General features: G+C 66.9%; 25 protein-coding genes and 1 tRNA gene. 11 read left to right on the plus strand and 15 right to left on the minus strand.

Translation table 11 applies throughout. The features are described 5' to 3' along the window. Positions 1 to 58: 58 nt before the first annotated feature. On the minus strand, positions 59 to 1030 hold the full coding sequence (glpX, locus tag SSO01S_RS11160) for a class II fructose-bisphosphatase (protein WP_066798769.1): 972 nt from the start codon (positions 1028 to 1030) through the stop codon (positions 59 to 61). Positions 1031 to 1221: 191 nt separating this feature from the next. On the opposite strand from glpX, the gene SSO01S_RS11165 reads away from it, so the two are divergent. Beyond that, entirely contained in the window at positions 1222 to 1554 is a 333-nt protein-coding gene (locus tag SSO01S_RS11165; protein WP_066798770.1) for a hypothetical protein, read from the plus strand. Here SSO01S_RS11165 and SSO01S_RS11170 read toward each other — a convergent pair. The 3 genes from SSO01S_RS11170 to SSO01S_RS11180 form a co-directional block, all read right to left on the minus strand. Beyond that, positions 1551 to 2843: a homoserine dehydrogenase gene (locus SSO01S_RS11170; RefSeq protein WP_066798771.1), complete on the minus strand. Its 1293-nt coding sequence runs from the start codon at positions 2841 to 2843 to the stop codon at positions 1551 to 1553. The two genes, SSO01S_RS11165 and SSO01S_RS11170, sit on opposite strands and share 4 nt — an antisense overlap. 131 nt (positions 2844 to 2974) lie before the next feature. Continuing rightward, on the minus strand, positions 2975 to 3925 hold the full coding sequence (locus tag SSO01S_RS11175) for an isopenicillin N synthase family dioxygenase (protein ID WP_066798772.1): 951 nt from the start codon (positions 3923 to 3925) through the stop codon (positions 2975 to 2977). An 81-nt stretch (positions 3926 to 4006) separates the two neighbouring features. Continuing rightward, positions 4007 to 4504, minus strand: coding sequence for a hypothetical protein (locus SSO01S_RS11180; RefSeq protein ID WP_066798773.1), 498 nt, complete (start codon positions 4502 to 4504; stop codon positions 4007 to 4009). 104 nt (positions 4505 to 4608) lie between these two features. Between SSO01S_RS11180 and SSO01S_RS11185 the strand changes: the two genes are divergently transcribed. The 6 genes from SSO01S_RS11185 (at position 4609) to SSO01S_RS11210 (ending at position 11979) form a co-directional block, all read left to right on the plus strand. Then, on the plus strand, positions 4609 to 5844 hold the full coding sequence (locus tag SSO01S_RS11185) for a multidrug effflux MFS transporter (RefSeq protein ID WP_066798854.1): 1236 nt from the start codon (positions 4609 to 4611) through the stop codon (positions 5842 to 5844). Between the two features lie 77 nt (positions 5845 to 5921). Further along, positions 5922 to 6260: a DNA primase gene (locus tag SSO01S_RS11190; protein WP_066798774.1), complete on the plus strand. Its 339-nt coding sequence runs from the start codon at positions 5922 to 5924 to the stop codon at positions 6258 to 6260. Positions 6261 to 6307: 47 nt separating this feature from the next. Next, complete coding sequence (locus SSO01S_RS11195) at positions 6308 to 6901, plus strand: YdeI/OmpD-associated family protein (protein WP_066798855.1); 594 nt, start codon at positions 6308 to 6310, stop codon at positions 6899 to 6901. 7 nt (positions 6902 to 6908) lie between these two features. After that, a complete protein-coding gene (locus SSO01S_RS11200) occupies positions 6909 to 8432 on the plus strand; it encodes an ABC transporter permease/substrate-binding protein (RefSeq protein ID WP_066798775.1) in 1524 nt (507 codons plus the stop codon). A gap of 44 nt (positions 8433 to 8476) precedes the next feature. Beyond that, the gene (locus SSO01S_RS11205) at positions 8477 to 10933 is read left to right on the plus strand and encodes a glycoside hydrolase family 3 protein (protein WP_066798776.1); all 2457 of its coding nucleotides are present in this window, start codon (positions 8477 to 8479) and stop codon (positions 10931 to 10933) included. Further along, complete coding sequence (locus SSO01S_RS11210; RefSeq protein ID WP_066798777.1) at positions 10930 to 11979, plus strand: aldose epimerase family protein; 1050 nt, start codon at positions 10930 to 10932, stop codon at positions 11977 to 11979. The genes SSO01S_RS11205 and SSO01S_RS11210 overlap by 4 nt, the downstream gene beginning before the upstream one ends. A gap of 39 nt (positions 11980 to 12018) precedes the next feature. On the opposite strand, the gene SSO01S_RS11215 is transcribed toward SSO01S_RS11210, so the two are convergent. The 3 genes from SSO01S_RS11215 to SSO01S_RS11225 form a co-directional block, all read right to left on the minus strand. After that, positions 12019 to 13593: an aldehyde dehydrogenase (NADP(+)) gene (locus SSO01S_RS11215; RefSeq protein ID WP_066798778.1), complete on the minus strand. Its 1575-nt coding sequence runs from the start codon at positions 13591 to 13593 to the stop codon at positions 12019 to 12021. Positions 13594 to 13665: 72 nt separating this feature from the next. Further along, entirely contained in the window at positions 13666 to 14388 is a 723-nt protein-coding gene (locus SSO01S_RS11220; protein WP_066798779.1) for a FadR/GntR family transcriptional regulator, read from the minus strand. Between the two features lie 83 nt (positions 14389 to 14471). Continuing rightward, positions 14472 to 14564: transfer RNA gene (locus SSO01S_RS11225), tRNA-Ser, on the minus strand. A gap of 159 nt (positions 14565 to 14723) precedes the next feature. On the opposite strand from SSO01S_RS11225, the gene SSO01S_RS11230 reads away from it, so the two are divergent. Next, the gene (locus SSO01S_RS11230) at positions 14724 to 15473 is read left to right on the plus strand and encodes a DUF1134 domain-containing protein (RefSeq protein ID WP_174520784.1); all 750 of its coding nucleotides are present in this window, start codon (positions 14724 to 14726) and stop codon (positions 15471 to 15473) included. Positions 15474 to 15479: 6 nt separating this feature from the next. Further along, a complete protein-coding gene (locus SSO01S_RS11235; RefSeq protein ID WP_066798781.1) occupies positions 15480 to 15749 on the plus strand; it encodes a DUF1294 domain-containing protein in 270 nt (89 codons plus the stop codon). On the opposite strand, the gene SSO01S_RS11240 is transcribed toward SSO01S_RS11235, so the two are convergent. Genes SSO01S_RS11240 through SSO01S_RS11250 form a run of 3 tightly spaced genes read right to left on the minus strand, consistent with a single transcriptional unit; the run spans position 15750 to position 17937 of the window. Beyond that, complete coding sequence (locus SSO01S_RS11240) at positions 15750 to 16208, minus strand: SRPBCC family protein (RefSeq protein ID WP_066798782.1); 459 nt, start codon at positions 16206 to 16208, stop codon at positions 15750 to 15752. Beyond that, positions 16205 to 16618: a hypothetical protein gene (locus SSO01S_RS11245; protein ID WP_157073751.1), complete on the minus strand. Its 414-nt coding sequence runs from the start codon at positions 16616 to 16618 to the stop codon at positions 16205 to 16207. The genes SSO01S_RS11240 and SSO01S_RS11245 overlap by 4 nt, the downstream gene beginning before the upstream one ends. Continuing rightward, complete coding sequence (locus tag SSO01S_RS11250; RefSeq protein WP_066798784.1) at positions 16615 to 17937, minus strand: dihydroorotase; 1323 nt, start codon at positions 17935 to 17937, stop codon at positions 16615 to 16617. Before SSO01S_RS11250 ends, SSO01S_RS11245 begins: the two co-directional genes overlap by 4 nt. A gap of 46 nt (positions 17938 to 17983) precedes the next feature. Between SSO01S_RS11250 and ygfZ the strand changes: the two genes are divergently transcribed. Continuing rightward, a complete protein-coding gene (ygfZ, locus tag SSO01S_RS11255; RefSeq protein ID WP_066798856.1) occupies positions 17984 to 18715 on the plus strand; it encodes a CAF17-like 4Fe-4S cluster assembly/insertion protein YgfZ in 732 nt (243 codons plus the stop codon). A 112-nt stretch (positions 18716 to 18827) separates the two neighbouring features. On the opposite strand, the gene SSO01S_RS11260 is transcribed toward ygfZ, so the two are convergent. The 3 genes from SSO01S_RS11260 to SSO01S_RS11270 all read right to left on the minus strand — a co-directional run bounded on the left by SSO01S_RS11260 (position 18828) and on the right by SSO01S_RS11270 (position 22735). After that, a complete protein-coding gene (locus SSO01S_RS11260) occupies positions 18828 to 19952 on the minus strand; it encodes an OmpA family protein (RefSeq protein ID WP_066798785.1) in 1125 nt (374 codons plus the stop codon). Between the two features lie 111 nt (positions 19953 to 20063). Then, positions 20064 to 20567: a DUF2793 domain-containing protein gene (locus SSO01S_RS11265; RefSeq protein WP_066798786.1), complete on the minus strand. Its 504-nt coding sequence runs from the start codon at positions 20565 to 20567 to the stop codon at positions 20064 to 20066. Continuing rightward, on the minus strand, positions 20567 to 22735 hold the full coding sequence (locus SSO01S_RS11270; protein WP_066798787.1) for a phage tail protein: 2169 nt from the start codon (positions 22733 to 22735) through the stop codon (positions 20567 to 20569). Before SSO01S_RS11270 ends, SSO01S_RS11265 begins: the two co-directional genes overlap by 1 nt. On the opposite strand from SSO01S_RS11270, the gene SSO01S_RS18085 reads away from it, so the two are divergent. Then, the gene (locus SSO01S_RS18085; RefSeq protein WP_157073752.1) at positions 22734 to 23060 is read left to right on the plus strand and encodes a hypothetical protein; all 327 of its coding nucleotides are present in this window, start codon (positions 22734 to 22736) and stop codon (positions 23058 to 23060) included. The genes SSO01S_RS11270 and SSO01S_RS18085 overlap by 2 nt on opposite strands. A gap of 41 nt (positions 23061 to 23101) precedes the next feature. Here SSO01S_RS18085 and SSO01S_RS11280 read toward each other — a convergent pair whose 3' ends face one another. Next, entirely contained in the window at positions 23102 to 23905 is an 804-nt protein-coding gene (locus SSO01S_RS11280; RefSeq protein WP_066798789.1) for a phage/gene transfer agent baseplate hub protein, read from the minus strand. Continuing rightward, positions 23902 to 26073, minus strand: coding sequence for a DUF2460 domain-containing protein (locus SSO01S_RS11285; protein ID WP_066798790.1), 2172 nt, complete (start codon positions 26071 to 26073; stop codon positions 23902 to 23904). The genes SSO01S_RS11280 and SSO01S_RS11285 overlap by 4 nt, the downstream gene beginning before the upstream one ends. Positions 26074 to 26095: the final 22 nt, after the last annotated feature.

Below are 26095 nucleotides of genomic sequence, written 5' to 3' on the forward strand. Positions count from 1 at the left end.
CTCTGAAGCTCCCCTCCCTGGAAGGGAGGGGAATAAGGGGAAGGCGAAGTGCGCCCGCTCAGGCCGTGCGGTGCTCCGCCTTGACCCAGCGCACCGTGCCCGAGCTGGCGCGCATCACCACGCTTTCGGTGGTCATCTTGCCCTTGAGGCGCTTGACGCCTTCGAGCAGCGAACCGTCGGTCACGCCGGTCGCTGCGAAGATGCAGTCGCCCTTGGCCAGCTCGGTCAGGTCATATTGCTTGTCGAGATCCTCGATACCCCATTTGCGGGCGCGGGCGCGCTCGTCCTCGTTGCGGAACACCAGCCGGCCCTTGAACTGGCCGCCGACGCAGCGCAGCGCCGCGCAGGCGAGCACACCCTCGGGCGCGCCGCCCTGGCCCATATAGACGTCGATCGTCGTGTCGGGATTGGTGGTGGCGATCACGCCCGCCACGTCGCCGTCGCCGATCAGCACCACGCCGCAGCCCAGCGAGCGCAGCTCGGCGATCAGCTTTTCGTGGCGCGGGCGATCGAGCACGCAGGCGATGATCTCATTGGGCTTCACACCCTTGGCGGCGGCGATCGCTTGGATATTCTCGGTCACCGACTTGTCGAGATCGATCACCCCCTGGGGATAGCCCGGGCCGACCGCAATCTTGTCCATATAGACGTCGGGCGCGTTGAGCAGGCCGCCCTCTTCGGCGACCGCGAGCACCGCCAGCGCGTTCGGGCCGGCCTTGGCGCAGATCGTCGTGCCTTCCAGCGGATCGAGCGCGATGTCGATCTTGGGACCGCTGCCCTGCGCCGCGCCGACCTTTTCGCCGATATAGAGCATCGGCGCTTCGTCGCGCTCGCCCTCGCCGATCACCACGGTGCCGTCGAGCGGCAGCTTGTTGAGCGCGTCGCGCATCGCCTCGACCGCTTCATGGTCCGCCGCCTTCTCGTCGCCGCGGCCGATCAGCGTGGACGCGGCGATGGCTGCCGCTTCGGTGACGCGCACCATTTCGAGGACGAGGACGCGATCCAGATTATGACTGGCGGGATGCTGCATGGCGATGTGGATTCCCCTAGAACTTTGGCGACGCGATAGGAGCGGTGGGCCGCGATGTCGATGCCGATACCGTTGTCAGGGCGCGATTCGGCTACATCTTTTGGAGCCCCGCCCCGCCGGACGGATGGAAACATCGCGCACCCGGCACGTTTGATTGCGGGAGCGGATCCGCCGCCCTGAGGTCGCCGTCCATGTTCCTTCTCGCTTTCGCCCTTTCCGTCGCCACTGTCGGCCCCGCGCCCGATCTTCAACGCGCGCAGCAGACCCGGCGCGTGCGTCACACCGCCCGGCGTGCGAAAGTGGTGCGTGTGGCGAAACGCGCCCGGCCCGGCGTTACGCGAATCCCGATCGTGGCGGTCTCGGCGGACCCCAATCAGCGCTACCGCCTGACCGATGTCCGCTCGGAGCGGGCCGATGGCAAGGAGCTCGCGGTGCGCGATACGGGCATGCCGTGCGGGCAGACCGGCGCCCCGGTCTGTCCGAGCAACGGCGTGACCGTCGTGAAGGCGCCGCTCCAGCCCTAATTGCCGAGGATGTGCATCCACATCGGCTCGCCGGCCAGCGCCTGGCTGCCGCGCAGCTTTTCGAGCGCATGGGCGATCGAGCGCTCCGGCGCTTCGTGCGTGACGATCGCGACGAGCACGCTTCCGTCGGGATTAGCGCCGCGCTGGATCAGGCTTTCGATCGAGACGCCCGCGTCGCGCATCGCCGCAGCGATCTCGGCGAGCACGCCTACCTTGTCGGCGACCGTGAAGCGCAGATAGGCCCGACCGCGCCGCTCGCCGCTGTCCGCTGCACCCTGCGCCGCCAGCGCATCGGCTGGCATGGCGTAAGGCGGGCCGAATTCGCCGCGGGCGATATCGATGAGATCGGCGACCACCGCCGATGCGGTCGGCCCGTCACCGGCGCCTGCGCCCTGGAACAGCAGCCGCCCGACGAAATTGCCCTCGGCGACCACCGCATTGGTCGAGCCCAGGACGTGCGCCAGCGGATGGCTGACCGGCACGAGGTGCGGGTGGACGCGCTGGAACAGGCCCTGCGGCCCGGCGTCCGCCACACCGAGCAAGCGGACGCGGTAACCCAGTGCCGCAGCCTCGGCGATGTCGGCGGCGATGACGTGACGCACCCCGTTGATCGCGACATCGTCGAACGCCGGCCGGGTGCCGAAGGCAAGGCTGGCGAGGATCGAAAGCTTGTGCGCGGCGTCGACGCCATCGATGTCGAAGCTCGGATCGGCCTCGGCATAGCCGAGCTGCTGCGCTTCGGAGAGGATATCAGCGAAGTCGCGGCCCTCGGCCTCCATCTTCGACAGGATGAAATTGCAGGTGCCGTTGAGGATGCCATAAACGCGACCGATCGCGTTCGCCGCAGCGCCTTCGCGCAGCCCCTTGATCACCGGAACGCCGCCCGCGACCGCCGCTTCGAACTTGAGCGCCAGGTTTGCGGCCTCGGCCGCGCGCGCGAGCTCCAGACCGTGATGCGCGATCATCGCCTTGTTCGCGGTGACGAGGCTCTTGCCCGCTGCGAGCGTGCCGCGCGCCAGCGCGAGCGCCGGGCCGTCCGATCCGCCGATCAGCTCGACAACGACATCGGCATTGGCATGCCGCGCCAGCTCGGCGGGATCGTCGATCCACTCGAACCGCGCGATATCGACGCCGCGATCCTTGGTCCGGTCGCGCGCAGAGACGGCGACCACTTCGATAGCCCGCCCCGCGCGCCGCGCAATCAGGTCGCCATTGGTGTCGAGCAGGCGGATCACGCCCGCGCCAACGGTGCCAAGGCCGGCCAATGCGATACGAAGCGGTCGGGTCATGCTTTCAAATTCTCCGTCATGCCGGACTCGTTCCGGCATCCAACGCGCCGCAAGGCGCGCAGCCCTGGCTCTAGCGGCACCTTGGACCCCGAAACAAGTTCAGGGTGACGGTAGAATTTCTGTCGCGCCGCCTATTTCTTGATCAGGCCGATCTCGACCAGGCGCTGCTGGAGATAGTCGTGCGAGCTGATCGGCTCCGGATAGAGATTGGGCCGGTCTTCCATGCAGCCGGGCAGCGTCTCGATGACGAAATCGGGCGCAGGATGCAGGAAGAACGGCATCGAATAGCGCGGATGGGCGCGGCGTTCGGGGGGGGGATTTACAACGCGGTGGGTGGTTGAGGGGAGAACGTGGTTGGTGAGGCGCTGAAGCATGTCGCCGACGTTCACGACCATCGCGCCTTCGGGCGGTTTCACCGCAAGCCAGCTGCCATCCTTGTCGAGCAACTCCAGCCCGGCTTCCTCGGCGCCGAGCAGCAGGGTGATGAGGTTGATATCCTCATGCGCACCCGCGCGGACTTCGGGGGCATCGGCGGGCACCGGAGGATAGTGAAGCAGGCGCAGCACCGAATTGCCGTCCTTCACCGCAGGATCGAACCAGTCGGGTGCCAGCTTCAGATAGCGCGCGATCGCCGAGAGCAGCCGGTCGCCCGCATCGTCCAATGCCTGGAACAAGGCGAGGAAGGTCTCCCTGAAACCCTCCGGCCGATCGGGCCAGATATTGGCGGGCATGAACTCCTCGAAGCGGTGCCCCTTGGGCAGCTCGCGCCCGACATGCCAGAATTCCTTCAAATCGACATGGGTCGCGCCCTTGGCGATCTCGGTCTTGAACGGCGTCAGGCCGCGCGCACCGCCCTGGCCGGGCACGAAATATTTGCGCTTCTCGTCCTCGGGCAGCGCGAAGAACGCCTTGGTCGTCGCCCAGGCGCGATCGACGATATCCTGCGGCACACCATGATCCGAGACCATGGCGAAGCCGAAGCGCTGGAAGGATTCGCCGAGCTTCTGCGCGAAGCCTTCGGGATCATCGGCCTGTTCGGCCATCGAGACGAGCGGGACCTGCTCGAGAATATTGGTGGACATGCGAGTCTCCTGATTAAGACCCGGATAGACCCGCAAGCCATGCGCGGACAAGCGCCGCGCACATGGACAAATTGTCCGCCCTCAGCCCTTTACCTGGATCTTGCCCTTGGCCTTGTCCTCGCCATCGGCGGTCAGCTCCAGAGTGAAGGGATCTCCATCCTTGGTCGTGCCGGAAAAGCCATTGCCCTGTGGCTCGACCTTGAAGCCCTGCTTGGCGAGATTGTCACGGAACCATGCCTGAACCGTGGCGAGCGGCGCGGGCGCATCGAACGCGACGGTGACATGGCTGTTCTTCTTCTCGCCGATCTTGTCATTGCCCACCGCGTTCAACTCGCGGATCGATGAGTTGGGGTAGAGCTTCAACCCGTTCACGTCGAAATCCTCGGACGTGAGATTGATCTTGGGAAGCCTGGTGTTGATCGACACGCCCGGCGCTTCGATCGAGACGCCGCCATCGGGCCCGGTCTTGATCGATACATTGCCTTCGCCGCTATCGCTGTTGCCGGTGAGCGAGATCGACGTGCCGCCGTTACAGGCGGCCAGAGCAAGCGGCGCGAGCAGCATGGCGAAGCGGATCATGGGCACCCTCCAGATGTGTATCATTCGAGCAACACAGTATTGTTTGCCGCATTTTGGGTCAAGCCGGGGGTGACGGCGCCGCGCTGATCGGCCATTGGGCCGCTATGGACAGCGAGCCCCATCTCAGCGCAACGAGCGCCAACAAGGCACCGCTGGGGTTTCGCGAATTCGTCGCGCTCGTCGCCGCAATGATGGGGCTGACCGCGCTCGGGATCGATTCGATGCTCCCCGCCTTGCCCGTGATCGGCGAGGAGCTGGGCGTAGCCGAACCCAATCATCGCCAATATGTGGTCACGGCGTTCCTGCTGGGATTCGCCTTCGCGCAGCTAGCATATGGCCCGCTGTCCGACCGGTTCGGCCGCCGGCCAGTGCTGGCGCTGGCGCTGGCCTCCTATGTGCTGACCAGCGCGCTCGCGGCGATATCGGACAGCTTTTCGATCCTCCTGATCTCCCGCGCGCTGATGGGCGCCGCGGCCGCAGGCGCGCGCGTCGTTTCGGTCGCCATGGTCCGCGATTGCTATGCCGGCCGCGCGATGGCCCGGGTGATGAGCCTGGCCTTCATCGTATTCATGGCCGCGCCGATCATCGCCCCCAGCCTGGGCCAGCTTGTGATGTTCATCGGCAGCTGGCGGCTGATCTTCTGGGCCGTGGCGATCGTGGGCGCGATGGTGCTGCTGTGGTTCTGGCTGCGCCTGCCCGAGACGCTGCCCCCGGACGGGCGACTGTCGCTAACGCCGCGTCGCGTGGCGAACGACCTTATGCTCATGCTGCGCGATCGCTGCGCCGTGGGCTATACGATCGCGATCACCCTGATCTCGGGGGCCATGTTCGGCTTTATCGGATCGATCCAGCAAGTGATGGCTGACACGTTCCACCGTGCCGATCTGCTTGCCGTGATCTTCCCCTGCGTCGCGGGTGCGATGGCGGTCGGTTCGTTCTTCAACTCCCGGCTGGTGATGACGATCGGAATGCGGCGCATCTCCCACACCGCGCTCAGCGGGGTGATCCTGTTCACCGCGATCCACCTGGCGATCAGCTGGACCGGCTATGAAACGCTGTGGACCTTCACGATCCTCCAGTCGCTGATGACGGGGTGCATGGGCCTGGCCAATGCCAATTTCTCGGCGATGGCGATGGAGCGGATGGGCGAGATTGCGGGGACGGCATCGAGCCTGCAGGGATTCGTCACCACATTGGGCGGTGCCGTGATCGGCGCGGCGATCGGCCAGGCCTTTGATGGCACCACCGTTCCCCTGTATATGGGCTTCCTGCTCATGGGCATATTGTCGTTCATCGTCATCGCCGTCACCGAGCGCGGCCGCATGTTCAGAACCGCCTGAGGGAACGACTCCGCCCGCCCGCGGTTAGCGCTTGTGAGGCCCGGCCTTTCCCGGGTGCGCAAGGATGAGGACAGGCAATGGGCGGCATTCAGGTTCCGGCGCAGGGCTCCGGCGACGACGGTTTCGATGAAGAGGGCTATGACGAGAGCCAGCGCGCCGAGATACTCGAAGCGACCAGCGGCGGCCCGTCCAACGGCGCGATCCTGACCGATCTGCTGCCCGATCTCGGCCAGGATGCCGACGCTGACGAAGACGATCTTCGCATGGCCGACGACGAAGCCGGCGAAGAGGATGACGATGCCGGGCAGACCCTAACGGCTCAGTCGGAAGACGAACTCCAGGAGGATTTCGACGAAGACCAGCTGGAAGACGATGGAGACCTGGACGACGCGGATGGGGATTCGCTGCAACCCTGACATTCCGCAGCCTTGACGCCCGGGGAATGGCGCGACAGCATCGCTTCATGCCCCATGATATTCGTATCGACGATTATATTGCGGGCCGCGCGGCCTTTGCCCAGCCGATCCTGGCCTGGCTGCGCGAACGCGTTCATGCGGCATGCCCCGATGTGGAGGAAACGATCAAATGGTCGGTCCCCGCCTTCGTCTACAAGGGCAAGCCGCTGGCCAACATGGCCGCGTTCAAGGCGCATGCCACGTTCGGATTCTGGCACCGGCAGGAGCTGAAGACGGGCAAGGAAGGCTCCGCGATGGGGCAATATGGCCGGATCGAATCGCTAGACGATCTGCCCGGTGCCGCGGCGCTGGAACGCCAGATCAGGGAGGCGATGGCGCTGACCGATTCGGGGACCGCCCCGAAACGCGCGGCAAAGCCCCCGAAGCCCGAATTGCCGGTGCCGCCGGAACTGGCGGAGGCGCTTGCGCGCGATGATGCCGCAGCAAGCCACTTCGCCGATTTCCCGCCCGGTGCCCGCCGCGAATATTGCGAGTGGATCGCCGATGCCAAGCGCCCCGAGACCCGGACGAAGCGCGTCGCGGATGCGGTAATCTGGATTCGCGAAGGCAAGCGCCGGAACTGGAAGTACGAAAATTGTTGATGCCGCGGTGAGCGCCGCATTCGCCCGCGTACCGGACCTGCTGGCCCAGCATCTGCTGCTGGCGTTCGCAGCGCTGCTGCTGGGACTTGCGGTCAGCCTGCCGCTGGTGGTGCTTTCCTCCCGCAACCGCATCGTCGCGCGCGTCGCGCTCGGCTTTGCCAGCCTGGTCCAGACGATCCCGTCGCTGGCCTTGCTCGCGCTTTTCTATCCGATCCTTTTGTGGCTCTCCAACCTTGTCGGCGGGGGCATTCCCGCACTCGGCTTCCTGCCCTCGCTGCTCGCGCTCTCGCTTTACGCATTGCTGCCGATCCTGCGGAACGGCGTCACCGGGCTCGCCAATCTCGATCCGGCGGTGATCGAGGCGGCGGACGGCGTGGGGATGACGCGCAACCAGCGGCTCTGGCTGGTCGAAGCGCCGCTCGTGGCGCCGGTCCTGATGGCCGGGGTGCGCACGGCGGCGGTGTGGACGATCGGGGCGGCGACGCTCTCCACCACCGTCGGCCAGCCCAGCCTGGGCGACCTGATCTTCGCGGGGCTCCAGACGCAGAACTGGACCCTGGTGCTTGCCGGCTGCGTGGCGGCGGCGGGTCTGGCCCTGGCCGCCGATGCGCTGCTGGGGATCGCCGAATATGGCATTGCCAGGCGCAGGCGCGCTCTGGTCTGGGCGAGCCTGGGCACGCTATTGCTCGCCGTGATCGTGGCGCTCGCCCCGGCCTGGCCCTCCGCCAAGGGCAGGATCACGATCGGCGCCAAGGGCTTTTCCGAGCAATATATCCTGATCCGCGTGATCGGGCACCGGCTGGAGGAGGCCGGATATGACGTGCGCTACCGCGAGGGCCTGGGCTCCGCAGTCGCGTTCAGCGCGCTAGCGGGCGGCGATATCGACATACTGGTCGATTATTCGGGCACCGTCTGGGCGAACCAGATGAAGCGCACCGACGTGCCGAGCCGCGAAGCGATCGTGGCGGGCGTGGGCGAATGGGTGCAGCGCCAGCACCGGGTGACGATGCTCGGTTCGCTGGGATTCGAGAACACCTATGCCTTTGCGATGCGCGGGGAGGACGCGGCGAAACGCCGCATCACCAGCCTGGAGGATCTTGCGCGCGAGGCAGGCCAGCTCAACTTCGCAACCGATCCCGAATTTCTGGAGCGCCCCGAATGGGCGGCGGTGCGCGACACCTATGGCATCAGGTTCAAGTCTGCCCGGCCGTATCAGCCGACCTTCATGTATCGCGCGCTCTCCAGCGGCGCGGCGGACGTGATCTCGGCCTATAGCTCGGACGGGCGCATCGCGGCCGACAAGCTTACCGTGCTGAGCGACCCGCGCGGCGCGATCCCCGGCTATGACGCCATACTGTTATTGTCGCCGACGCATGCCGATGATGCCAAGCTCAAGGGGCTGCTGAGCGGCCTTGTTGGCGCGATTCCGGTCGAGCGGATGCGCGAGGCCAATTATAGGGTCGATCGCGATATCGACAAAAAGAGCCCCGATCAGGCAGCGCGCTGGCTGGAAAGTGGACTCGCGCCCTGATCCTCTGATAACGCTGTCAGAAAGCAAGATATTGGGAGAGTGAAATGCGCCTGAGCCTGAGCATGCTGTTGTCGACGTCCTGCCTGTTAGCGCTACCGGCCATGGCCCAGCAGGCGCCTGCCGGCCCGACCGTCGCCAATCCCGCAAACTGGCCGGTGGCGAAAAGCGAGGGCCTGATCGATCCGGCGACCGAGAAGTTCGTCGGCGAGCTGATGGCGAAGATGAGCGTGGAGCAGAAGGTCGGCCAGATGATCCAGGGCGACATCGGCAGCGTGAAGCCCGAGGATCTGCGCAAATATCCGCTCGGATCGATCCTGGCGGGGGGCAATTCGCCGCCGCTTTCGGGCGATGACCGTTCGCCCCGCAAGGACTGGATCGACACCTCGCGCGCCTTTGAAAAGGTGGCGATGGAAGAGCGCGCGGGCAATCTGAAGATCCCGCTGATCTTCGGCATCGATTCGGTGCACGGCAACGCGAACGTGATCGGCGCGACCATCTTTCCGCACAATATCGGCCTGGGCGCGGCGCGCGATCCGGCGCTGATCCGCAAGATCGGCGAGATCACCGCGATCGAGACGGCGGCGAGCGGCATCCACTGGGCGTTCGGGCCCACCGTGGCCGCGCCGCAGAACGATCGCTGGGGCCGCACCTATGAAGGCTATTCGGAGGATGGCGCGCTGATCGCCAGCTATTCGGGCGAGATGGTGAAAGGGTTGCAGGGGCCGCCCGGCACCGAGCGCCGCATCCAGAGCGGCTATGTCGCCGCGAGCATCAAGCATTTCCTGGGCGATGGCGGCACCACCGACGGGATCGACCAGGGCGATACCCAAGTGGACGAAGCCACGCTCGCCCGCGTCCATGGCGCAGGCTATCCGCCCGCGATCAACGCCGGCGCGATGACCGCGATGGCTTCGTACAACAGCTGGAACGGCGTGAAGATGCACGGCAACAAATCGCTGCTGACCGGCGTGCTGAAAGGGCGGATGGGCTTTGACGGGTTCATCGTCGGCGACTGGAACGGCCATGGCCAGATCCCCGGCTGCACCCCCACCGATTGCGCCGCGACGTTCAACGCCGGGCTCGACATGGCGATGGCGCCGGACAGCTGGAAGGGGCTGTTCGAATCCACCGTGCGCGATGTGAAATCGGGCAAGCTGCCGATGGCGCGCGTGGATGACGCGGTGCGCCGCATCCTGCGCGTCAAGGTCAAGCTGGGCCTGTTCGATCCCGCTCGCCCGATCGAGGACAAGGCCGATGCGATGGGCTCGCCCGAGCATCGCGCGGTGGCGCGCGAGGCGGTGGCGAAGAGCCTGGTGCTGCTCAAGAATAATGGCGTGCTGCCGCTCAAGGCATCGGCCAATGTGCTGGTCGCCGGGCCGGGCGCGGATTCGCTCCAGATGCAGACCGGCGGCTGGACGCTGAGCTGGCAGGGCGACGGCAATCCGAACAGCCTGTTTCCCGGCGCGACCTCTATCTATGGCGGGCTCAAGCAGGCGATCGAAGCGGGCGGCGGCAAGGCGATCCTGTCCGAAGACGGCAGCTTCACCGCGAAGCCCGATGTCGCGATCGTCGTGTTCGGCGAGCAGCCTTATGCCGAAATGCGCGGCGACACCCGCACGCTGGAATTCCAGCCCGGCGACAAGCAGGCGCTGGCGCTGCTCCGGAAATTGAAGGCTGCGGGCGTGCCGACGGTGTCGGTGTTCCTCTCGGGCCGTCCGCTCTGGGTCAATCCCGAGCTCAACCAGTCCGACGCGTTCGTCGCGGCGTGGCTGCCGGGGAGCGAAGGGCAGGGCGTTGCCGACGTGCTGGTCGGCGATGCGGCCGGCAAGCCTCGCCGCGATTTCCACGGCACGCTCTCGTTCAGCTGGCCCAAGACCGCGGGCCAGTTCGTGCTGAACAAGGGCGATGCGAATTACGATCCGCTCTTCGCGTTCGGCTATGGCCTGACCTACGCCAAACCGGCCAGCGTCGCGGCGCTAAGCGAGGATGCGGGCGTCGATGCCTCGCTCGCCAACACCACCATCTATTTCACCAAGGGCGTGACCCCCGCCCCCTTCTCCTTCGCGACCGACAGCAAGATCGCGCGCCGCGCGGTCGACGGACCGGCCACGCAGGAAGGCGCGCAACTGCTGACCTGGCCTGCCGGTGCGGCCACGCTGCGTATCGGCGGCGGCGAGCTTGATCTGACGCGCGAGGCGAATGCCGACCTGTCGATCCAGATCAGCTACAAGCTCGTCACCTCCGCCACCGGCAAGGTCGAGCTGCTGATGGAGGGCGGCACGAACAAGGGTGCGATCGACGCGACCAGCCTGTTCACCGGCCAGACCGATAGCTGGCGGACCGCCAAGATCCTGCTCAAATGCTATGTCCAGAACGGCGTGGACCTGAGCAAGGTGACCGCACCGTTCGCTGTGCGGGCAAGCGGTCCGCTGAGCTTCGCGGTGGCGGATATCCGGATCATCTCGGATCCCAACAATTCGACCTGCCCCGGCGGACAATGAACTGGCTGGTTGAAGGCGGCCGGATCGAGACGGTCGAGATCGCGCACGGGGCGTTTCGCGCCGAACTGCTCAATCTCGGCGCATCGCTCCGCCGCCTCGACGTGCCAGGGCGCGACGGCGGCATCGCCAATGTCACGCTCGGCTATCAGGATCTGGAGGAATATCGCGGCCATCCCCGCTTCTACGGCGCAGTCGCGGGGCGCTACGCCAACCGGATCGGCGGCGCGACGTTCAGCCTTGATGGCCGCGAGTACCGCCTGACCGCAAACAACGGCCCGAACAGCCTTCATTCGGGGCCATTGGGCTTCGATCAGCAATTCTGGACGCTCAGCCATCACGACGCGCATTCGGCGGTGTTCACCCTGCTCAGCCCCGCCGGGTTCAACGGCTTCCCCGGCAATCTGCAGGTGGAGACGCGCTACACGATGGAGGAAGATGGCCTCGTCCTATCCTTCACCGCCACCACCGATGCGCCCACCGTCGTCAATCTAACCCAACACGCTTATTTCAATCTGGCTGGTGAGGGGCGTGGCACGATCCTCGATCACCTGCTCCAGATCCCCGCGAGCCGGATAACACCATCCGACGCCGGGCAGATCCCAACCGGGCAGTTTCTGGACGTGACCGGCACGCCCTTCGATTTCCGCACGCCAAAGCCCGTAGGGCGCGATATCGCGATGGAGGACGTGCAGCTGAAGATCGGGCGCGGCTACGATCATAATTTCGTGCTCGATACGCCGGGCGGAAAGCAGCGGCGCGTCGCGACCTTGTACGATCCCGGCTCGGGGCGCGTGCTCGATGTGCTATCGACCGCGCCGGGCGTCCAGCTCTACACCGGCAACCATCTTGCGGACGGGGCGCCCGGCACGGGGGGTGCCGTCTATCAAGCGCGCGGCGGCCTGTGCCTTGAGCCGCAGAATTTCCCCGATGCGCCGAACAAGCCCGGCTTCCCCTCTGCGCGGCTCGATCCGGGCGCGACCTATCGCCACGACATGGCGTTTCGGTTTCGCACCGCAGACACCATGGAAAAGGCCTTCCCCGGCTGATCCCAGGAAAGGCCCAATCCTCTTCACAGGGATTGCCGCTTACAGCGTCGGCTTGCCGTCGACGCGGCGCGGGATGCCCGCATCGCCGTCCTGCAGATCGGCCGGCAGTAGCGCGGCGGGCAGGTCCTGATACGCCACCGGGCGCAGGAAGCGGTCGATCGCCAGCGTACCCACAGACGTGCTGCGGCCATCCGAGGTCGATGGATAGGGACCGCCATGCACCTGCGCGTCGGTCACTTCGACGCCCGTCGGCCAGCCATTGGCGAGGATGCGCCCGGCCAGGCGCTCCAGCGTCGGCAACAGCCGCTTCGCCAGTTCGACATCACCGTCATCGACATGCAACGTCGCGGTAAGCTGGCCTTCGAGCAGGCCCACCACCGCCAGCAGTTCGTCGAGATCGGCACAACGCACGAGCAGCGAAGCCGCACCGAACACTTCCTCGGCATGGCTCGGATCGGCGATGAAGTCCTTGCCGCTCATCGTGAAGAGCGCGGCCTGCCCACAGGTCGGTCCGGTGGCTTCCTGGCCCTGCGCCACCTGGCTGAGCGCGGGCGCGGAGGCCCAGCGCGCAACGCCGCTGGCATAGGCCCTTTGGATGCCCGGGGTAAGCATCACCTGCGACGGCGCACCTGCCATCGCATCGCTGGCAGCCGTCACGAAGCGGCTGAGCGCAGGGCTCTCGATCGCCAGCACCAGCCCGGGATTGGTGCAGAACTGCCCCGCGCCCATCGTCACGCTCGCGACAAACGCCGCGCCCAAAGCCTCCGCACGCGCTTCGAGCGCGGCGGGAAGCAGGAACACCGGATTGACGCTGCTCATCTCGGCATAGACCGGGATCGGCACGGGGCGATTGGCCGCCAACTTCATCAGCTGGGTGCCGCCGCCGCGCGAACCGGTGAAGCCCACCGCCTTGATGCGCGGATCGGTGACGAGCGCCGCGCCCACTGAGTTTCCGGGGCCGTTGATCAGCGAGAATACGCCCTCTGGCATGCCGGTCTTTGCCGCCGCGCGGGTGATCGCGCCTGCCACCAGTTCGGCCGTGCCCGGATGCGCCGAATGCCCCTTCACGACGACGGGGCAGCCTGCGGCAAGCGCAGAAGCCGTGTCGCCGCCGCCCACCGAGAAAGCGAGCGGGAAATTGCTGGCGCCGAATACCGTCACGGGGCCGAGCGGCACCATGCGCAGGCGCAGATCGGGCTTGGGCGCGGGCGCGCGATCGGGAATGGCATGATCGATTCGCGCGCGCAGATATTCGCCCAGCCGAAGCTCGCGCGCGAAGAGGCGCATCTGGCCCGAGGTGCGGCCCCGCTCGCCATTCAGCCGCGCGGCGGGAAGGCCGCTTTCGGCATGCGCGCGTTCGGTCAGCGTATCGCCCAGCGCATCGATCTCGTCTGCGATCGCTTCGAGGAATTCGGCGCGCTTCTCGCGCGGCAGTTGCGAATAGACCGGAAAGGCCGCTTCGGCGGCAGCAACGGCGGTGTCGACGTCATCGGTGGTCGCGACGCTGAATGCGGGCTCGATCTCCTGGCCAGTGGCCGCGGCCACTGCGCGAAAACCCGCGCCGTCCCGCTTCACGCGCCTGGAAGCAATGAACAATTCCCCTGTCAGCGCCATTCTATCTCTCCTGGACTCGCTAAAGTTAGCGGTAACATCAGTCCAGCGATGTAGGCATCGTTCCGCCTGGGATCAACAGCAGACCGCGATGGGGCCCTTCCGTCCGCCTGCGGGATCGCGCGCTTCCATCGTGTCGGTCAGCCCGCGATCGACCAGCTTCGCCATCGCGTCATGCGCGCCCTGCGCATCGCGCGCCTCGATCGCCTCCAGCACGCGCAGATGCACGGGCAGCGCATCATGCGGCGCGGGCAGGCGATGCTGCTTGAAGGCCGTGGTGATCGCGATAGCCGCAGCAACGCCGCTGGTCAGCGATACGATGAAATCGTTGCCCGACGCTTCGAGCAGGGCGGAATGGAAGCTCTGGTCGCAGCGCCGCCCTTCTTCCGAATGGAAGCCATGCCTGGCCACGCCGTCCAGCCCGGCCTTCATCCGCGCCAGTTGATCCTCGCTCCGGCGAATCGCCGCCAGCCGCGCCGCATCGGGCTCCACGATCCGGCGCAGTTCGAACAGGCTCTCGATCAGCCCCTCATCGGGCTCGCCCACGAAGATCCAGCCCAGCACATCGGGATCGAGCAAATGCCATTCGCTACGCGGAGAGACCTGCGTGCCGATCTTGGGCCGCGAATGCACCAGCCCCTTGGCAGCCAGGATACGGATCGCCTCGCGATAGGCGGTGCGGGAAACCTTGAACTGTTCGCTCGCCGCGATCTCGCCTTCCAGTATCTCGCCCGGCGTGAGCACGCCCGAGACGATCCGGATCCCCAGTTCCCGCGCTACCGTGCCGTGCAGCCGCAAGGAGCGCGGCCGCGGAGGCCGCTTCCGGGCTTTCTTCGGAACTGGGAGGGACTGGGCTTTCGGCATCCAGCTTTCTGCAGGAGTGGCGGAGACGGAGGGATTCGAACCCTCGGTAGGAGTAATCCCCCTACGGCGGTTTAGCAAACCGCTGGTTTCAGCCACTCACCCACGTCTCCGGAAGAAGGCCAGAAGGCGGCCCTATAGCGGCGGCTTTCGCAGCTATCAACCGATAGAAACCCCCGGGCGCGAAATCGACTCGTGTCGTCGTGTGTTCATTGCGGGGTCAGGCGCACGGGAATAGCGTTCGCTGCATTATTTTTGGGTGGGGAATGAAGATGCGCGTGCGAACTGGGATGCTGTGGGCGATGGCCGCCCTGCTCGGCATGAGCGCGGCGCCTGTCGCGGCCCAGGAAATGACCAAGATCGATCCGAACACCGCGATCGATTCGGATCTGGCTCCCCCGCCGCCTGCGCCGGATTCGCCGCGGGTCCAGGATTATAACCAGCCCCCGCTCGATCCGGCTGCGCCGCCCGCGCAACCGCCGGCGCAGCCGCCCGCGAGCGATGCCCGCGCGCTGGCCAAGGAGCGCGTCAAATCACCCGACACCTTCGACCAGCAGGAGCTCATCGTCGCGGCGGAAGGCGTGTTCGGGAAGGGCGCGTCCGGCCTTGCCGGGATCATCGAGGATATTCTGAAGGATCAGGGCCGCCCCAATGCCTATATCGCCGGTGGTGAAGGCGGCGCGGCGGTCGGCGTCGGGCTGCGCTATGGCCGCGGGGACCTGTTCCACAAGATCGAGGGGCAACGGAAGGTTTACTGGACCGGCCCATCGGTCGGGTTCGATCTCGGCGGCGACGCGAGCAAGGTCTTCGTGCTCGTCTATAATCTCTACGACAGCCAGGACCTGTACAAGCGCTTCCCCGCCGGTGAGGGTCGGGCCTATTTCGTCGGAGGCTTCTCGGCGGCCTATATGCGGCGGGGGGATGTCGTGCTCATCCCGGTCCGCCTGGGTGTCGGCTGGCGCGTCGGCATCAACGCCGGCTATATGAAGTTCACCGAAAAGCGGCGCATCGTTCCGTTCTGATCGGGCGTGATCGTCGCTGCGGCGCTTGCGCTGCTGATCGTGAATCTGTGGACGGTCTGGCGGTTCGCCGATGACAAAAGCCGCGCGATCAGGGGCCAAAGGCGGGTACCCGAAGCCAATTTACTTGCGCTTGCGCTTATCGGTGGCACCCCCGGGGCATTCTTCGCCCGCGCGCGCTTCCGCCACAAGACGCGCAAGCAGCCTTTCTCCACCTGGCTCTGGCTGATCGCGATGATTCAGGCCGGCACCTTGATCGGCTTCGCCTGGCCCCGTTGACTATTCGGCGAAGGCCGCCAGGTTCGCCAGCGTGGAGCGCAATCCGTCGAGATGATCCTTGCGGCGGATACCGGGCGGCACGCCCTCGGCAGTCACCGTCACGCGCGTACCCCCGTCGACCGGGTCGAAGCGCCAGGTGAAGGTCATCGTACCCGCCATCGACGGGTCTTCCGATTCGAATGTGCCGCGCTGCACCACGCGCACATTCTGTACCAGCTCGACGAATTCGCCTGCGCTCACATCGCTGTCGTCATCGGTCTTGCCTTCCGCCGCGCCCGGCGCGTCATAGGTCAGGCGGATCCGGTAGATACCGCCGGGCCGTGGATCGAACGCCTCGATCCGGCCGCTCATTCCCTCGGGCGGCAGCCATTGCACCAGCGCATCCGGATCGATCAGCGCGGCATAGAGCCTGTCGGCCGGTGCCGCGATCACGCGGAAGGCAGCGTCGGTGCGGCTCATTGCGGCGGGACGAGGCCGACGCGCACGAGCTCGTTATAATAGACGTCCGCCATATTCAGATATTGGTGCGGCGCCTCACCGTTGAGGAACATGCGCCCCTGCGCTCCCGGCTCGGCATCGCCAAGACCGCATGCCGGTCCTTCCGCGGTCCATATCCGAAGCACCGCACCCACGCGCGTGGTGCGCTTATAGGATCGCGTCACCCGGATCGCGCCCAGCCGATCACGCGTTGCGCGCCGCACCACGACATAATCGATCAGGTCCTTAGCGTTCGCAAAGGTCGCGCGAAGGGCGCCGTCTATCTCCTCCTGCGTGGGCGGAGTCTCTGGCGGGGTTGCCGGGGAGCAGGCAAAAGCCGGCACGGGGATGCCCAGCGTCAGCGCCAATCCAATCGCCCAGCCCCGCGTCATTCGAAGTCCACGCTCTCGAACCGGATCGGCTCGCCGATCGCCTGGGCCGCGAGCGCGCCCTCCCACATCACCCGATTCCCACGTACGACGGTGCCCACCGGCTTGCCGGTCAGCGTCATTCCGGTGAAGGGCGACCAGCCGCAGCGCGAGGCGAGCCAGCTTTCCTCGATCGCCCACTGCTTCTTCAAGTCCACCACGGTGAAATCGGCATCGTATCCCACTGCGATCCGCCCCTTGCCGGTAATGCCGAACACGCGCTGCGGGCCGGCGCTGGTCAGGTCGATCAGACGCTGCAGGGTGAGGCGCCCCTCGGCGACATGGTTGAGCATCAGCGGCAGAAGCGTCTGCACGCCGGGCATGCCGCTCGGCGAATCGGGATAAGGCTTGGCCTTTTCCTCCTTCGTATGCGGCGCATGATCCGATCCGATCACGTCGGGCACCCCCTGGCGCAGCCAGTCCCACAATCCGTCGCGGTGCGCGCCCGATCGGATCGGAGGGTTCATCTGCGCATAGCTGCCGAGGCGCGGATAGGCGTTCTCGCCCGCCAGCGTCAGGTGCTGCGGCGTCACCTCGCAGGTGGCGATGTCCTTGTTCCGCCCGATGACTTCGAGTTCGGCGGGCGTCGTGACGTGGAGGATATGGATGCGGCGCTTCGCCGCCCGCGCCAGACCCAGGATGCGCCGCGTCGCCAGCATCGCGCTCTCATCGTCGCGCCACACCGGGTGGGAGGAGGGATCGCCGGCCACGCGCTCGCCCAGCCGGTCCTGCATGCGGAACTCGTCCTCGGCATGGATCGCCACGCGGCGATGCCCGCTCGCCAGCACCCGCGCGAGATTCGCGTCGTCGGAGACCAGCAAATCCCCGGTCGACGCGCCCATGAAGATCTTGACGCCCGCCGTGCCCGGCATCCGCTCGAGATCGGCCAGGCTTTCGGCATTATGATTGGTCGCGCCGACATAGAATGCGTGATCGCACCACATCCGGTGGCGCGCACGGGCGAGCTTGTCGTTCACCGCTTCGGCCGAATCGGTGTTGGGCTTGGTGTTCGGCATCTCGAACACTGCGGTCACGCCGCCCAGCACCGCCGATCGCGCGCCGCTCTCCAGATCTTCCTTTGCCTCGAGCCCCGGCTCGCGGAAATGCACCTGGCTGTCGATCACGCCGGGCAGCACGTCGAGCCCCGCGCAGTCGATGGTCTCGCCCGCATCGCCCACCCGGCCGATCGCCACGATCTTGCCGCCGCTTACGCCGACATCCACCTGTGCGGGGCCACCGGGCAGATGCACGGTTCCGCCCGTCAGCTTCAGATCCACGTTCATGGGGCCGCCTCTTCCGTTGTGCGATGCAGACCCCTACCTCTTCACCATGTCCGATGCCACCCCAGCCACCGCCCTCCACGATCGCGCGCTTGTCCGCCTCAGCGGGGAGGACGTCCGCGGCTTCCTGCAAGGGCTGGTGACGCAGGATATCGGCAGCGTCGCGCCCGGCGCGCCGCAATATGGCGGGCTGCTGACGCCGCAGGGCAAGGCGTTGTTCGACTTCATCATCTGGGATGACGGCGCGAATCTGCTGCTCGACTGCGAGGATCGCGAAGTCGAGTCGCTGATCCGCCGCCTAACGATCTACCGGCTGCGGAGGCCGGTGCAGATCATGCTCGAACCCTATCTGAAGGTGCACTGGTCGGCGGCGAAGCGCGAAGGCGCCGCCCGCGATCCGCGCCTGCCCGAGCTCGGCTGGCGCTGGCTGAGCGAGTCCGATACCGCCGACGCGAGCGCCGCCTGGCGTGCCCACCGCCTCGCGCTCGGCGTCACCGAAGGCGCAGCCGAGCTGGGTCAAGACAAGACTTTGTGGCTGGAGGCCAATACCGCCGAGCTGAACGGCGTGAGCTTCGCCAAAGGCTGCTATGTCGGCCAGGAAAACACCGCGCGCATGCATTATCGCGCGAAGGTCAACCGTCGGCTGGTCGTCGTGCCGCTCGGCGAGCCGGGCGAGCGCACCCGCGCGCGCTATCCGGAACTTGGCCTGATGGTGGAGTTGCGCCGGGTCGAGGCGCTGGGGGACGCGATCCTCCCCGATTGGCTCGCACCCGCACTCTAGGCGAGCCCGCCACTCCGCCTCGCTCGAAAGGGGCTCTCAAATCGGCAAAGAAAAAGGGAGGCCGGTCGCCCGGCCTCCCTTAATCTTGTCAGTCCGTCTGGACCGGCCTGGCTCAGTAGCCCGAGCCGGGGCCGTACATGACTTCCACGCGACGGTTCTGCAGTTCGCGAACGCCGTCGGCGGTGTCGACACGCGGGCGGCTCTCGCCGAACGCTTCGGTACCGATGACGCCACCCGGGATGCCGCGCGAGGTGAGGTAAGCCTTCACCGAGTCCGCACGACGCTGCGAGAGACCAACGTTGTAGCTGGCCGAACCCGAACGGTCGGCGTGGCCTGCCAGCATCACCTGTGCGTTGCCGCAATTCTGGTAGTTGCTGATGGCGTTGTCGAGGATCGAGGCCGCTTCCGGCGTGATGTCCGACTTATCCCAGTCGAAGAACACGATGTACGGTCCGGGCGTGCACTGCACGATCACCGGGGCCGGGGTCGGTTCGGGAGTCGGGGTCCAGGTCGGGGTCGGGGTCGGTTCCGGCGTCGGGATCGGCTCCGGTTCCGGCGCACGTCCGCCGAAGTTGAAGGTCAGACCGCCCAGGATGCTGTGCGAGCGGAAACGGCCTTCGTGGCGGCGACCGAACGAATCAACCGTGGTCACGCCATCGGCGTTGAAGAAGCGATACTTCAGCGACACGTCGATCGAGTCGGAGATCGGCGCGCGGATGCCGGCGATTGCCTGCCATGCGAACACGGTGTCCGAATCGTTCATGAAGCCGGCGCGCGACGAGGCGAGACCATACTTCTCCTTGACGCGAGCGACACCGACGCCGCCGCCCAGGAAGCCCTGCACGCCGTCATCGTCGCCGAAGTCGAACATGCCGTTGACCATGAAGCTGAGCGCCGAGGTACGGCCGCCAGCACGCGGATAATTGCCTGCTGCAACGAGTACGTTGCCGTTGCCAATCGTGGTGGTCGACTGAATGCCGGTCACGTCAGCCTGACGATAGCCCACTTCGGCTTCGGCGCGGAAACCGCCGAAGTCGTAGCCGACCGTCGCATCGACGTCCCAGCCTGCACGGTGATCGATCGTGGCGGCGTCCTTCAGCACACCAACGTCGAACCGAATATCCTCAACCAGCATGGCGCCGCCTTCGATACCCACATACCACGCGTCGTCGCGGGCGAGAGCGGGCGTGCTGAGCGCGGTGGTCGCAAGTGCCAGAGTAATGGCGAGCTTCCGCATCTAAAATCCCCTTTCAAAGTTGTCCGTTAGGACAGCGACAAACTCAGTACCGAAACGATGGTTTCCACGCAAGCGCACAAATCCCGCCACTGTTGCATGAACGTCACAGATTCAGCCAGGATCGACCAGTCCATGTCCGCGCATTACATCCAGCATCGCCAGGATCGCGGCGCGTGCTTCGGCATCAACCACCGCGCCGCCGCTAGGTTCCGCGATTGCATCCGCGCGCGGCCCGATGATCTGCCGGCCTTCCACGAACAGCCGTCCATGCGCCTCCCCGATCCGCCATTCGCCACCGGAAAACAGTGCGAATCCAGTATCTAGGCCCAGCCATAGCTGCATTCCCTCACATGGGGCCACAAAGCGCCATCCCCCGCCCGTCCATCCCGCCACTTCACCCGCATGCCCCGCCCAGTCCCCATCGGGGGCATCGCCGAGCAACCAGCATTGGCCCGGTTCCGGATCTTCGGGCGGCGTTGCGGCGCCCGTCGCGATAATGTTTCCGTGAAGTGTCAGGTCGATCCGCGCCAGCGCCTCATTATGAGACATCTCCTTTTGCGCCTGACCCGCCCAAAGCATCGGCAGGGCCAGTCGGGGCGTGAGAGAATCGGTCATCAAACTTCTCCAATCGCTGAAAGTGTCAGAGTCGCAGGTGGCGACAGACCATGGCTCCCGATCTGGCGCAGCGTGATCGTGACCGCTGCGGCACGGTCCGCCGGGGAGAGCAGGAAGCTCGCCTCCGTCACTTCCTCGAACCTCTCCGGCCCCTCCTCGGGGGCGATGCGGAGTTGATAGCGTTCAGCTTCCTCGCCCATCGGCGCGTCCATTCCGTCGATCCAGCGCCAGCCGCTTCTGCTGCGCCGCACCCAGGTCAGTTGCGTCTCCCCCTCGCCCGTTTCCGCAGCTGCGAAGTGAACCGGCGAGGGTGGCACCAAAGCCACACCTGTGATCAGCGCATCCGCAACTGCTGACTCGCTGCCGTCGCCCGCGCCCTGGGCCAGCACCAGGGCAGAGGCGCCGATCGCGGAAAGCGGCAGGTCGCGCACCGCCAGCGTGTCGGCGTCGATCAGCACGAATCGATCGCCCCCCGCCTGCGTGCCGATCGCCCCCTCGCTTCCGCGCCGCCCGCGCCATAACCGGGTCAGCCGCCAGATTCCGTCCCCGAGCGATTCGGCTCGCCCGAACTGGATCAGCTCATCCCCCGCGATCGCCAGATTTGCACCCGCGTCGAGCGCCGCGAAGCTTGCGTCCTCCAGCACCATCGCATCATGCGCCAGCTCGATCACGATGCTCGCCTGCAGATCTTCGATTCCCGCAGGTCCATCCCCCGGCGGCACCAGGATGGTTCCCAGCACTGCCGGCGCAGCAGTGCCTCCTGCCTCCGCCCAGCGCGCTCCGCCGTCCAGGCTGGTCAGCAGCGCCGCGCTCCGCCAGCCGGGCGCACTGCCCGCCGCAGCGATCGCCAGCCGGGACACGCTGGAAAGCGGCTCGTCGAGCATCGGCAATTCGAACGCGTGAAGTCTTGTGCTCCCGATCGCGATGTCGGTGGCAGCCAGCACCCGCCCGGCGCTGGCTGCCACCGGGCGTGCGCCGGGTGACACGGCGACGCAATCGAGCGTCACCACCATGCCCTCCAGCGACCAGCGATCGACCCGCCACAATCCCGGTGCGCCTGCGATGGTCACGCGTTCTCCGGGCCGGATGCCCAGCCGGTCCCAGCCGAGCGCCACGCCGCGCCGCTCGCGCTCGCTGTCGAAGCGCGCCAGCGCGGCTTCGGCGATGCCCTTTGCCGCGTTCGCGCCGATCGCAGCGGGCAGCTCCAGCCGCGCCTCGCGGTTTCCCGCGCCGGGCCGCGCCGCGCGCTGTATCCCCGCCTGATAATCGCGCGCCGGATCATAATAGGTCAGCGTCAGCGTGCGCGGCGCCGAATCGGCTGCGGCAATCGCCCGTTTCGCGCCGGCGCCCTCGCGCGCGTGCGCGCGCGTTCCTTTGTCCTCCAGCGCCACCGCGGCTCCCGGCCCTCCGATCAGCGTGGGCCCGCCATCGCTCAGAAACCATCCGCCGCTCGCCCCGGCCAGCGTCTCGGCCACCGCGCGCACGCTGGCCCCATGCGCCGAAAAGCCATCGAGCGCCGCCGTCGCCTCGCTGCATCCGATCCCGATCTCGCGCAGGATCGCACCCGCCTCCACCGGCCCGGCATCGGCGGTGACTTCGAAGGTCAGCGACGGAATCCGGTTGCCGAAATCACCCAGCTCCAGGTCTTCGAACACGGCATAGGCGATGCCGCGATGCGCGGGTGCCGCGCCCGCCCCCTCAGCCGCGGCAATCAACGGATCGGGCGTCTGCTCCTCGCTCCCCGGATGCACGCGGAAGCCCGTTCGCGCCTTCCAGTCACCGGCCGCCCCGCGCAGCAATTTGCCGTCGGCCCAGATTCGCCCGATGCCCAGGATCGGCCGCATCGAAAGCGCCACTGCAAAGCTCGCCGTGTACGAATAGCTTGTCGTGCTCGCCCGACCCTTGCCCCCGCCGGACGTGCTGCGATGCTCGATCAGGTCGGTCGCCCAGATCACCGATCCCGCGACGCGCATCGTTCCAAACAGTTTCGGGATCTGCGTGCCATAGGCGCTGGTCTGCAATTTGAGTTCGCTCAGCCGCGGCCCTTCTCGCCCCTTGGGTTTGAACAGCACTTCGCGGTCGATCACATTGCCGGCCGCCGATCCGATCGCCGCGCCCACCGGCCCGCCGATCAGCCCGCCCGCGACCGTAAGCACCAACGTCGCCATGCTGCTTCCCCTTTCTCCAGCGCGCGATCACCGCGCCCGGTATCGCCCCGGGTCGCTCGACCACGCGGCGGAGCATCGCATCGGCGTGGATCACGCCGGTCCCGCTATCGATTGCCAGATGGAGCTGCCCCGGCCCCATGCGCAGCAGCAGCAGGTCCCCCGCGTGTCGCGCGTCCACCGGCACCAGCCCGAGCGCGTCAGCGACTGCCCGTACCCGCTCCACATCGCCGCTGCGCAGCGCATAATCGCGCGGCGCTTCCGCTTCGAACGCCCATGCGGCCAGCCCCACACAATCCAGCCCCGTCGCCGGATCGCGCCCGTGTAGCCGGAAGCGCGCGCCGATCGCGGCACGCGCGCGTTCGACGATCATCCTCCCGGATAGCGCGTCAGCAGATCGGTGCCCGGCAGATAGGGCTCGCCGCGAAAGTTCAGGACATTGCCGAAGCGCCCCATGCACGTTGCCAGGCTCTTGTCGCACCCCTCGATCAGCTCGACCCGACCCATGCTTTCGAAACGCGGCGGCCGCCGCAGCGTCACCGTCGCGCCCTCCGAATGGGCGATTGCATCCTCCAGTCCCGCATTCGCGCCACCGAACCAGCGCAACCGCCCCCCGCCATAGCAATTGGCAGAAGACTCCTCGCTATCCAGCGTCAGCGCCGCGCCCTCGATAGCGGTCACCACGGCGAAGCGCCGCCGTCCCGCCATCGCGACCCGGCATCTCTTGTCGCCCAGCTCGGCGCGACATTCGGGGGACGTCTCCTCCACCACTGCGCCTTCCAGCGCCGCCGCCACACCCTTCAGCTCGGCAGTCAGCATGCCCTCGGCGGTTTCCACCGCCCCGATCACGCCCTCGCCCAGCGCCACGCGCGCGGTCGGCATTGTCCAGTCCGTGGCGAACACCTCCACCCGCGCGCCGTCCCAGCGCCCCGCCAGCAGGTCCGCCTCGCTGATCGCGGCGCTGCTCAACGCGCCTGTCACGTCCATGCTGTCGGCGTCGAGCGCGGCGCTGCGCGTGATTGCGCTGGGCGTCATTCCGGGCGCCGCGCGATACACCAGCCCCTCGATCACCAGGTCGCGGTCATGCGCGGTCAGCCCGATTGTCACGCCATCCCGCCGCTCGATCCGCCAGCACAGGGCCACGGTCGTGACTTCGCCGTCGAGCCAGCTCATTCGCGTATCTCCACCAGCGGCACGCTAGCCGCAGCCCCCGCCAGAAAAGTCGCGCGGCTCACCGTCAGCCGGTCCTCGGCAAAGCGCACCGGCACGTCGAACACGAAGCTCGCACGCACCTCGGATCCTTCCGCGGGCGGCTCATCAAGCGTCACCATACCGGCTTCGCCCAGCACGAAATCCTCGGTCTCCTCGCCATCCACAGATACGCGAACTGTGCCACTCACCGGCCGCGTGATCCGCCGCGTCGCGCCGCCATAGTTCCGCACCAGCGGGAACGTGGTCGTCACGCCGTCGCCCACCCCGATCAGCTCACCCTCGCCTTCCCAATCGAACGGATCGCGCAGGCGAAAGCCGCGCGCGGGGCCCATCCTTGCGCGAAAGAATCCCAGCAGTTCCGCGATGTCCGCCTCGCTGCGCACACCCGGCCCCACGTCATAATGCGTGCGCGCCTCGGCCCATTCCACGTTGCGCGTTTCCGCGCCGCCCGCGCTCGTCACGATGGCGGTCCGCGTCTCCGGCGCCACCTCCGCGTCGCGGCCCAGCGCGATCGGAAACAGCACGTCGTCAAAGGCGTCCACTGCATTCTCCTTGTTCTCGAAATGCACAAAGCCGTCGCGCAGCACCTGCGGCAGCGCCCAGATAAAGGTCTGCCCCACGCCCCGCCTCCGCGCGCGCTCTGCTGCCGCGTCGATGTGCCGCCACTGATCGCGATCCTCGGGCGCGAGCACAAAGCCGCTCAGATAATGCTGCTCGGCCACCGCATAGCCCAACCGCGCCTCGGCCAGCGCCAGCCCGCGCGCGCTCGCCGCTTCGTTCCCCGCCGCCGCCCAGTCATAATCCTCGAGCTGCAGCACATCGAAGGCCGGGCTTGCCCAGCCCTCCGGCATGTTCACCTCCGGATTGCGCTCGACGGTCGGCAGATAGACGAGCAGCATCACCTCGGCCCCGGGATGTGCGGCTTTGACGGCATCGCGCAGATCGAGCGTCGAATCCGCCAGCCACGCCCCCGGATCGCCCTCGCCGACCGAGGCGTCGTGGACGCACAGGCTCCCATCGGGCAAAGTCCACCACCAGGGCTCGCCGATCTGGAACCGAACCGCCAGCCCCGCCTCCGCCGCGATTCCGCAAAACGCCAGCGCCACCGCCTGCAGATAGGCCATCGCTCCCGAATGCGCGGGAGAGAGCAAAGTCGAGGGCGGCTCCCATCCCGTCAGCGCCGGCGATCCGTCCGCCGCGCGCTGCTTCCAGTCGCCCCAACTATGCTGGTCGAGCAACTCATAGCTCAGCGACCAGATCACGCCATATCCCAGCGCCTTGGCCCTGGCCGCAAAGTCCGCATGCCAGGCCGCGCACGCAGTGTTGAGCGCGCTGTCCCCGATCGCGACAAACCCGCCGCTCAACCGGAAATAATGGCTCATCCCCACATAATGGAGGATGCTCCCGCGATACCCCAGTTGCGCGATGTTCCGCAGCACGCGCGCGGGCGTCAGGTGGTAGCAATCGTCATATCCGTTCGCGATTGCCAGCCCGTGCTCGGGCACCACCACGTCGCCGATCGCGAGCACGCTCCCCGGCCCTTCGCACGCGATTTCCGAAAGCTCGGCCCAGCCCTCCACCGGCCCGATCGCTTCATCCTCGCCGGTATAGCCATCGGGCACCAGCGATACGAACATCCGGTCGACATCCCCGGCCCAGACCGGATCCGCCTCGCCGGGCAGCAGAAACCCGCCTGCGACGCTGGCAAAGTCGATCGAGACCAGCGCATCCCCGGGCGTGCCCGTCGCATAATTCCACAGCCGCACATACCAGGCGCGCGCCTCCCCGGCGGGCCCGCGGCCCTCGATCGTCAGCACCGGGCCGTTGACCGCATCCAGCCCGCGCAGCCCCGAAGACCGCCAGCGGAAGCGCAGGCTGCACCCGCGAAAATCCCTGCTCGTCTCGTATCGCAGCAGCGGATGATCGTGCCGGTCCTCCGCTTCCCAGATCAGCCCGCCCATCTGGTCGGCGCGATAGAAGACCGCATCCACCCGCAGCGCATCCGGCGCGGTAGTGGTGACCGACGCCATCATCGGCCGCGGAAAATCCACCGTCCAATATGCAGGATCGAAACGCGACAGCACGCCCTCGATCTGCCCCTTCCGCTCGGAAGCCAGCCACCAGCCCATAACCCCTCCTGAACATTCTCCT

It is taken from the genome of Sphingomonas soli NBRC 100801, assembly GCF_001591025.1.
GTDB classification, from domain to species: domain Bacteria; phylum Pseudomonadota; class Alphaproteobacteria; order Sphingomonadales; family Sphingomonadaceae; genus Sphingomonas; species Sphingomonas soli.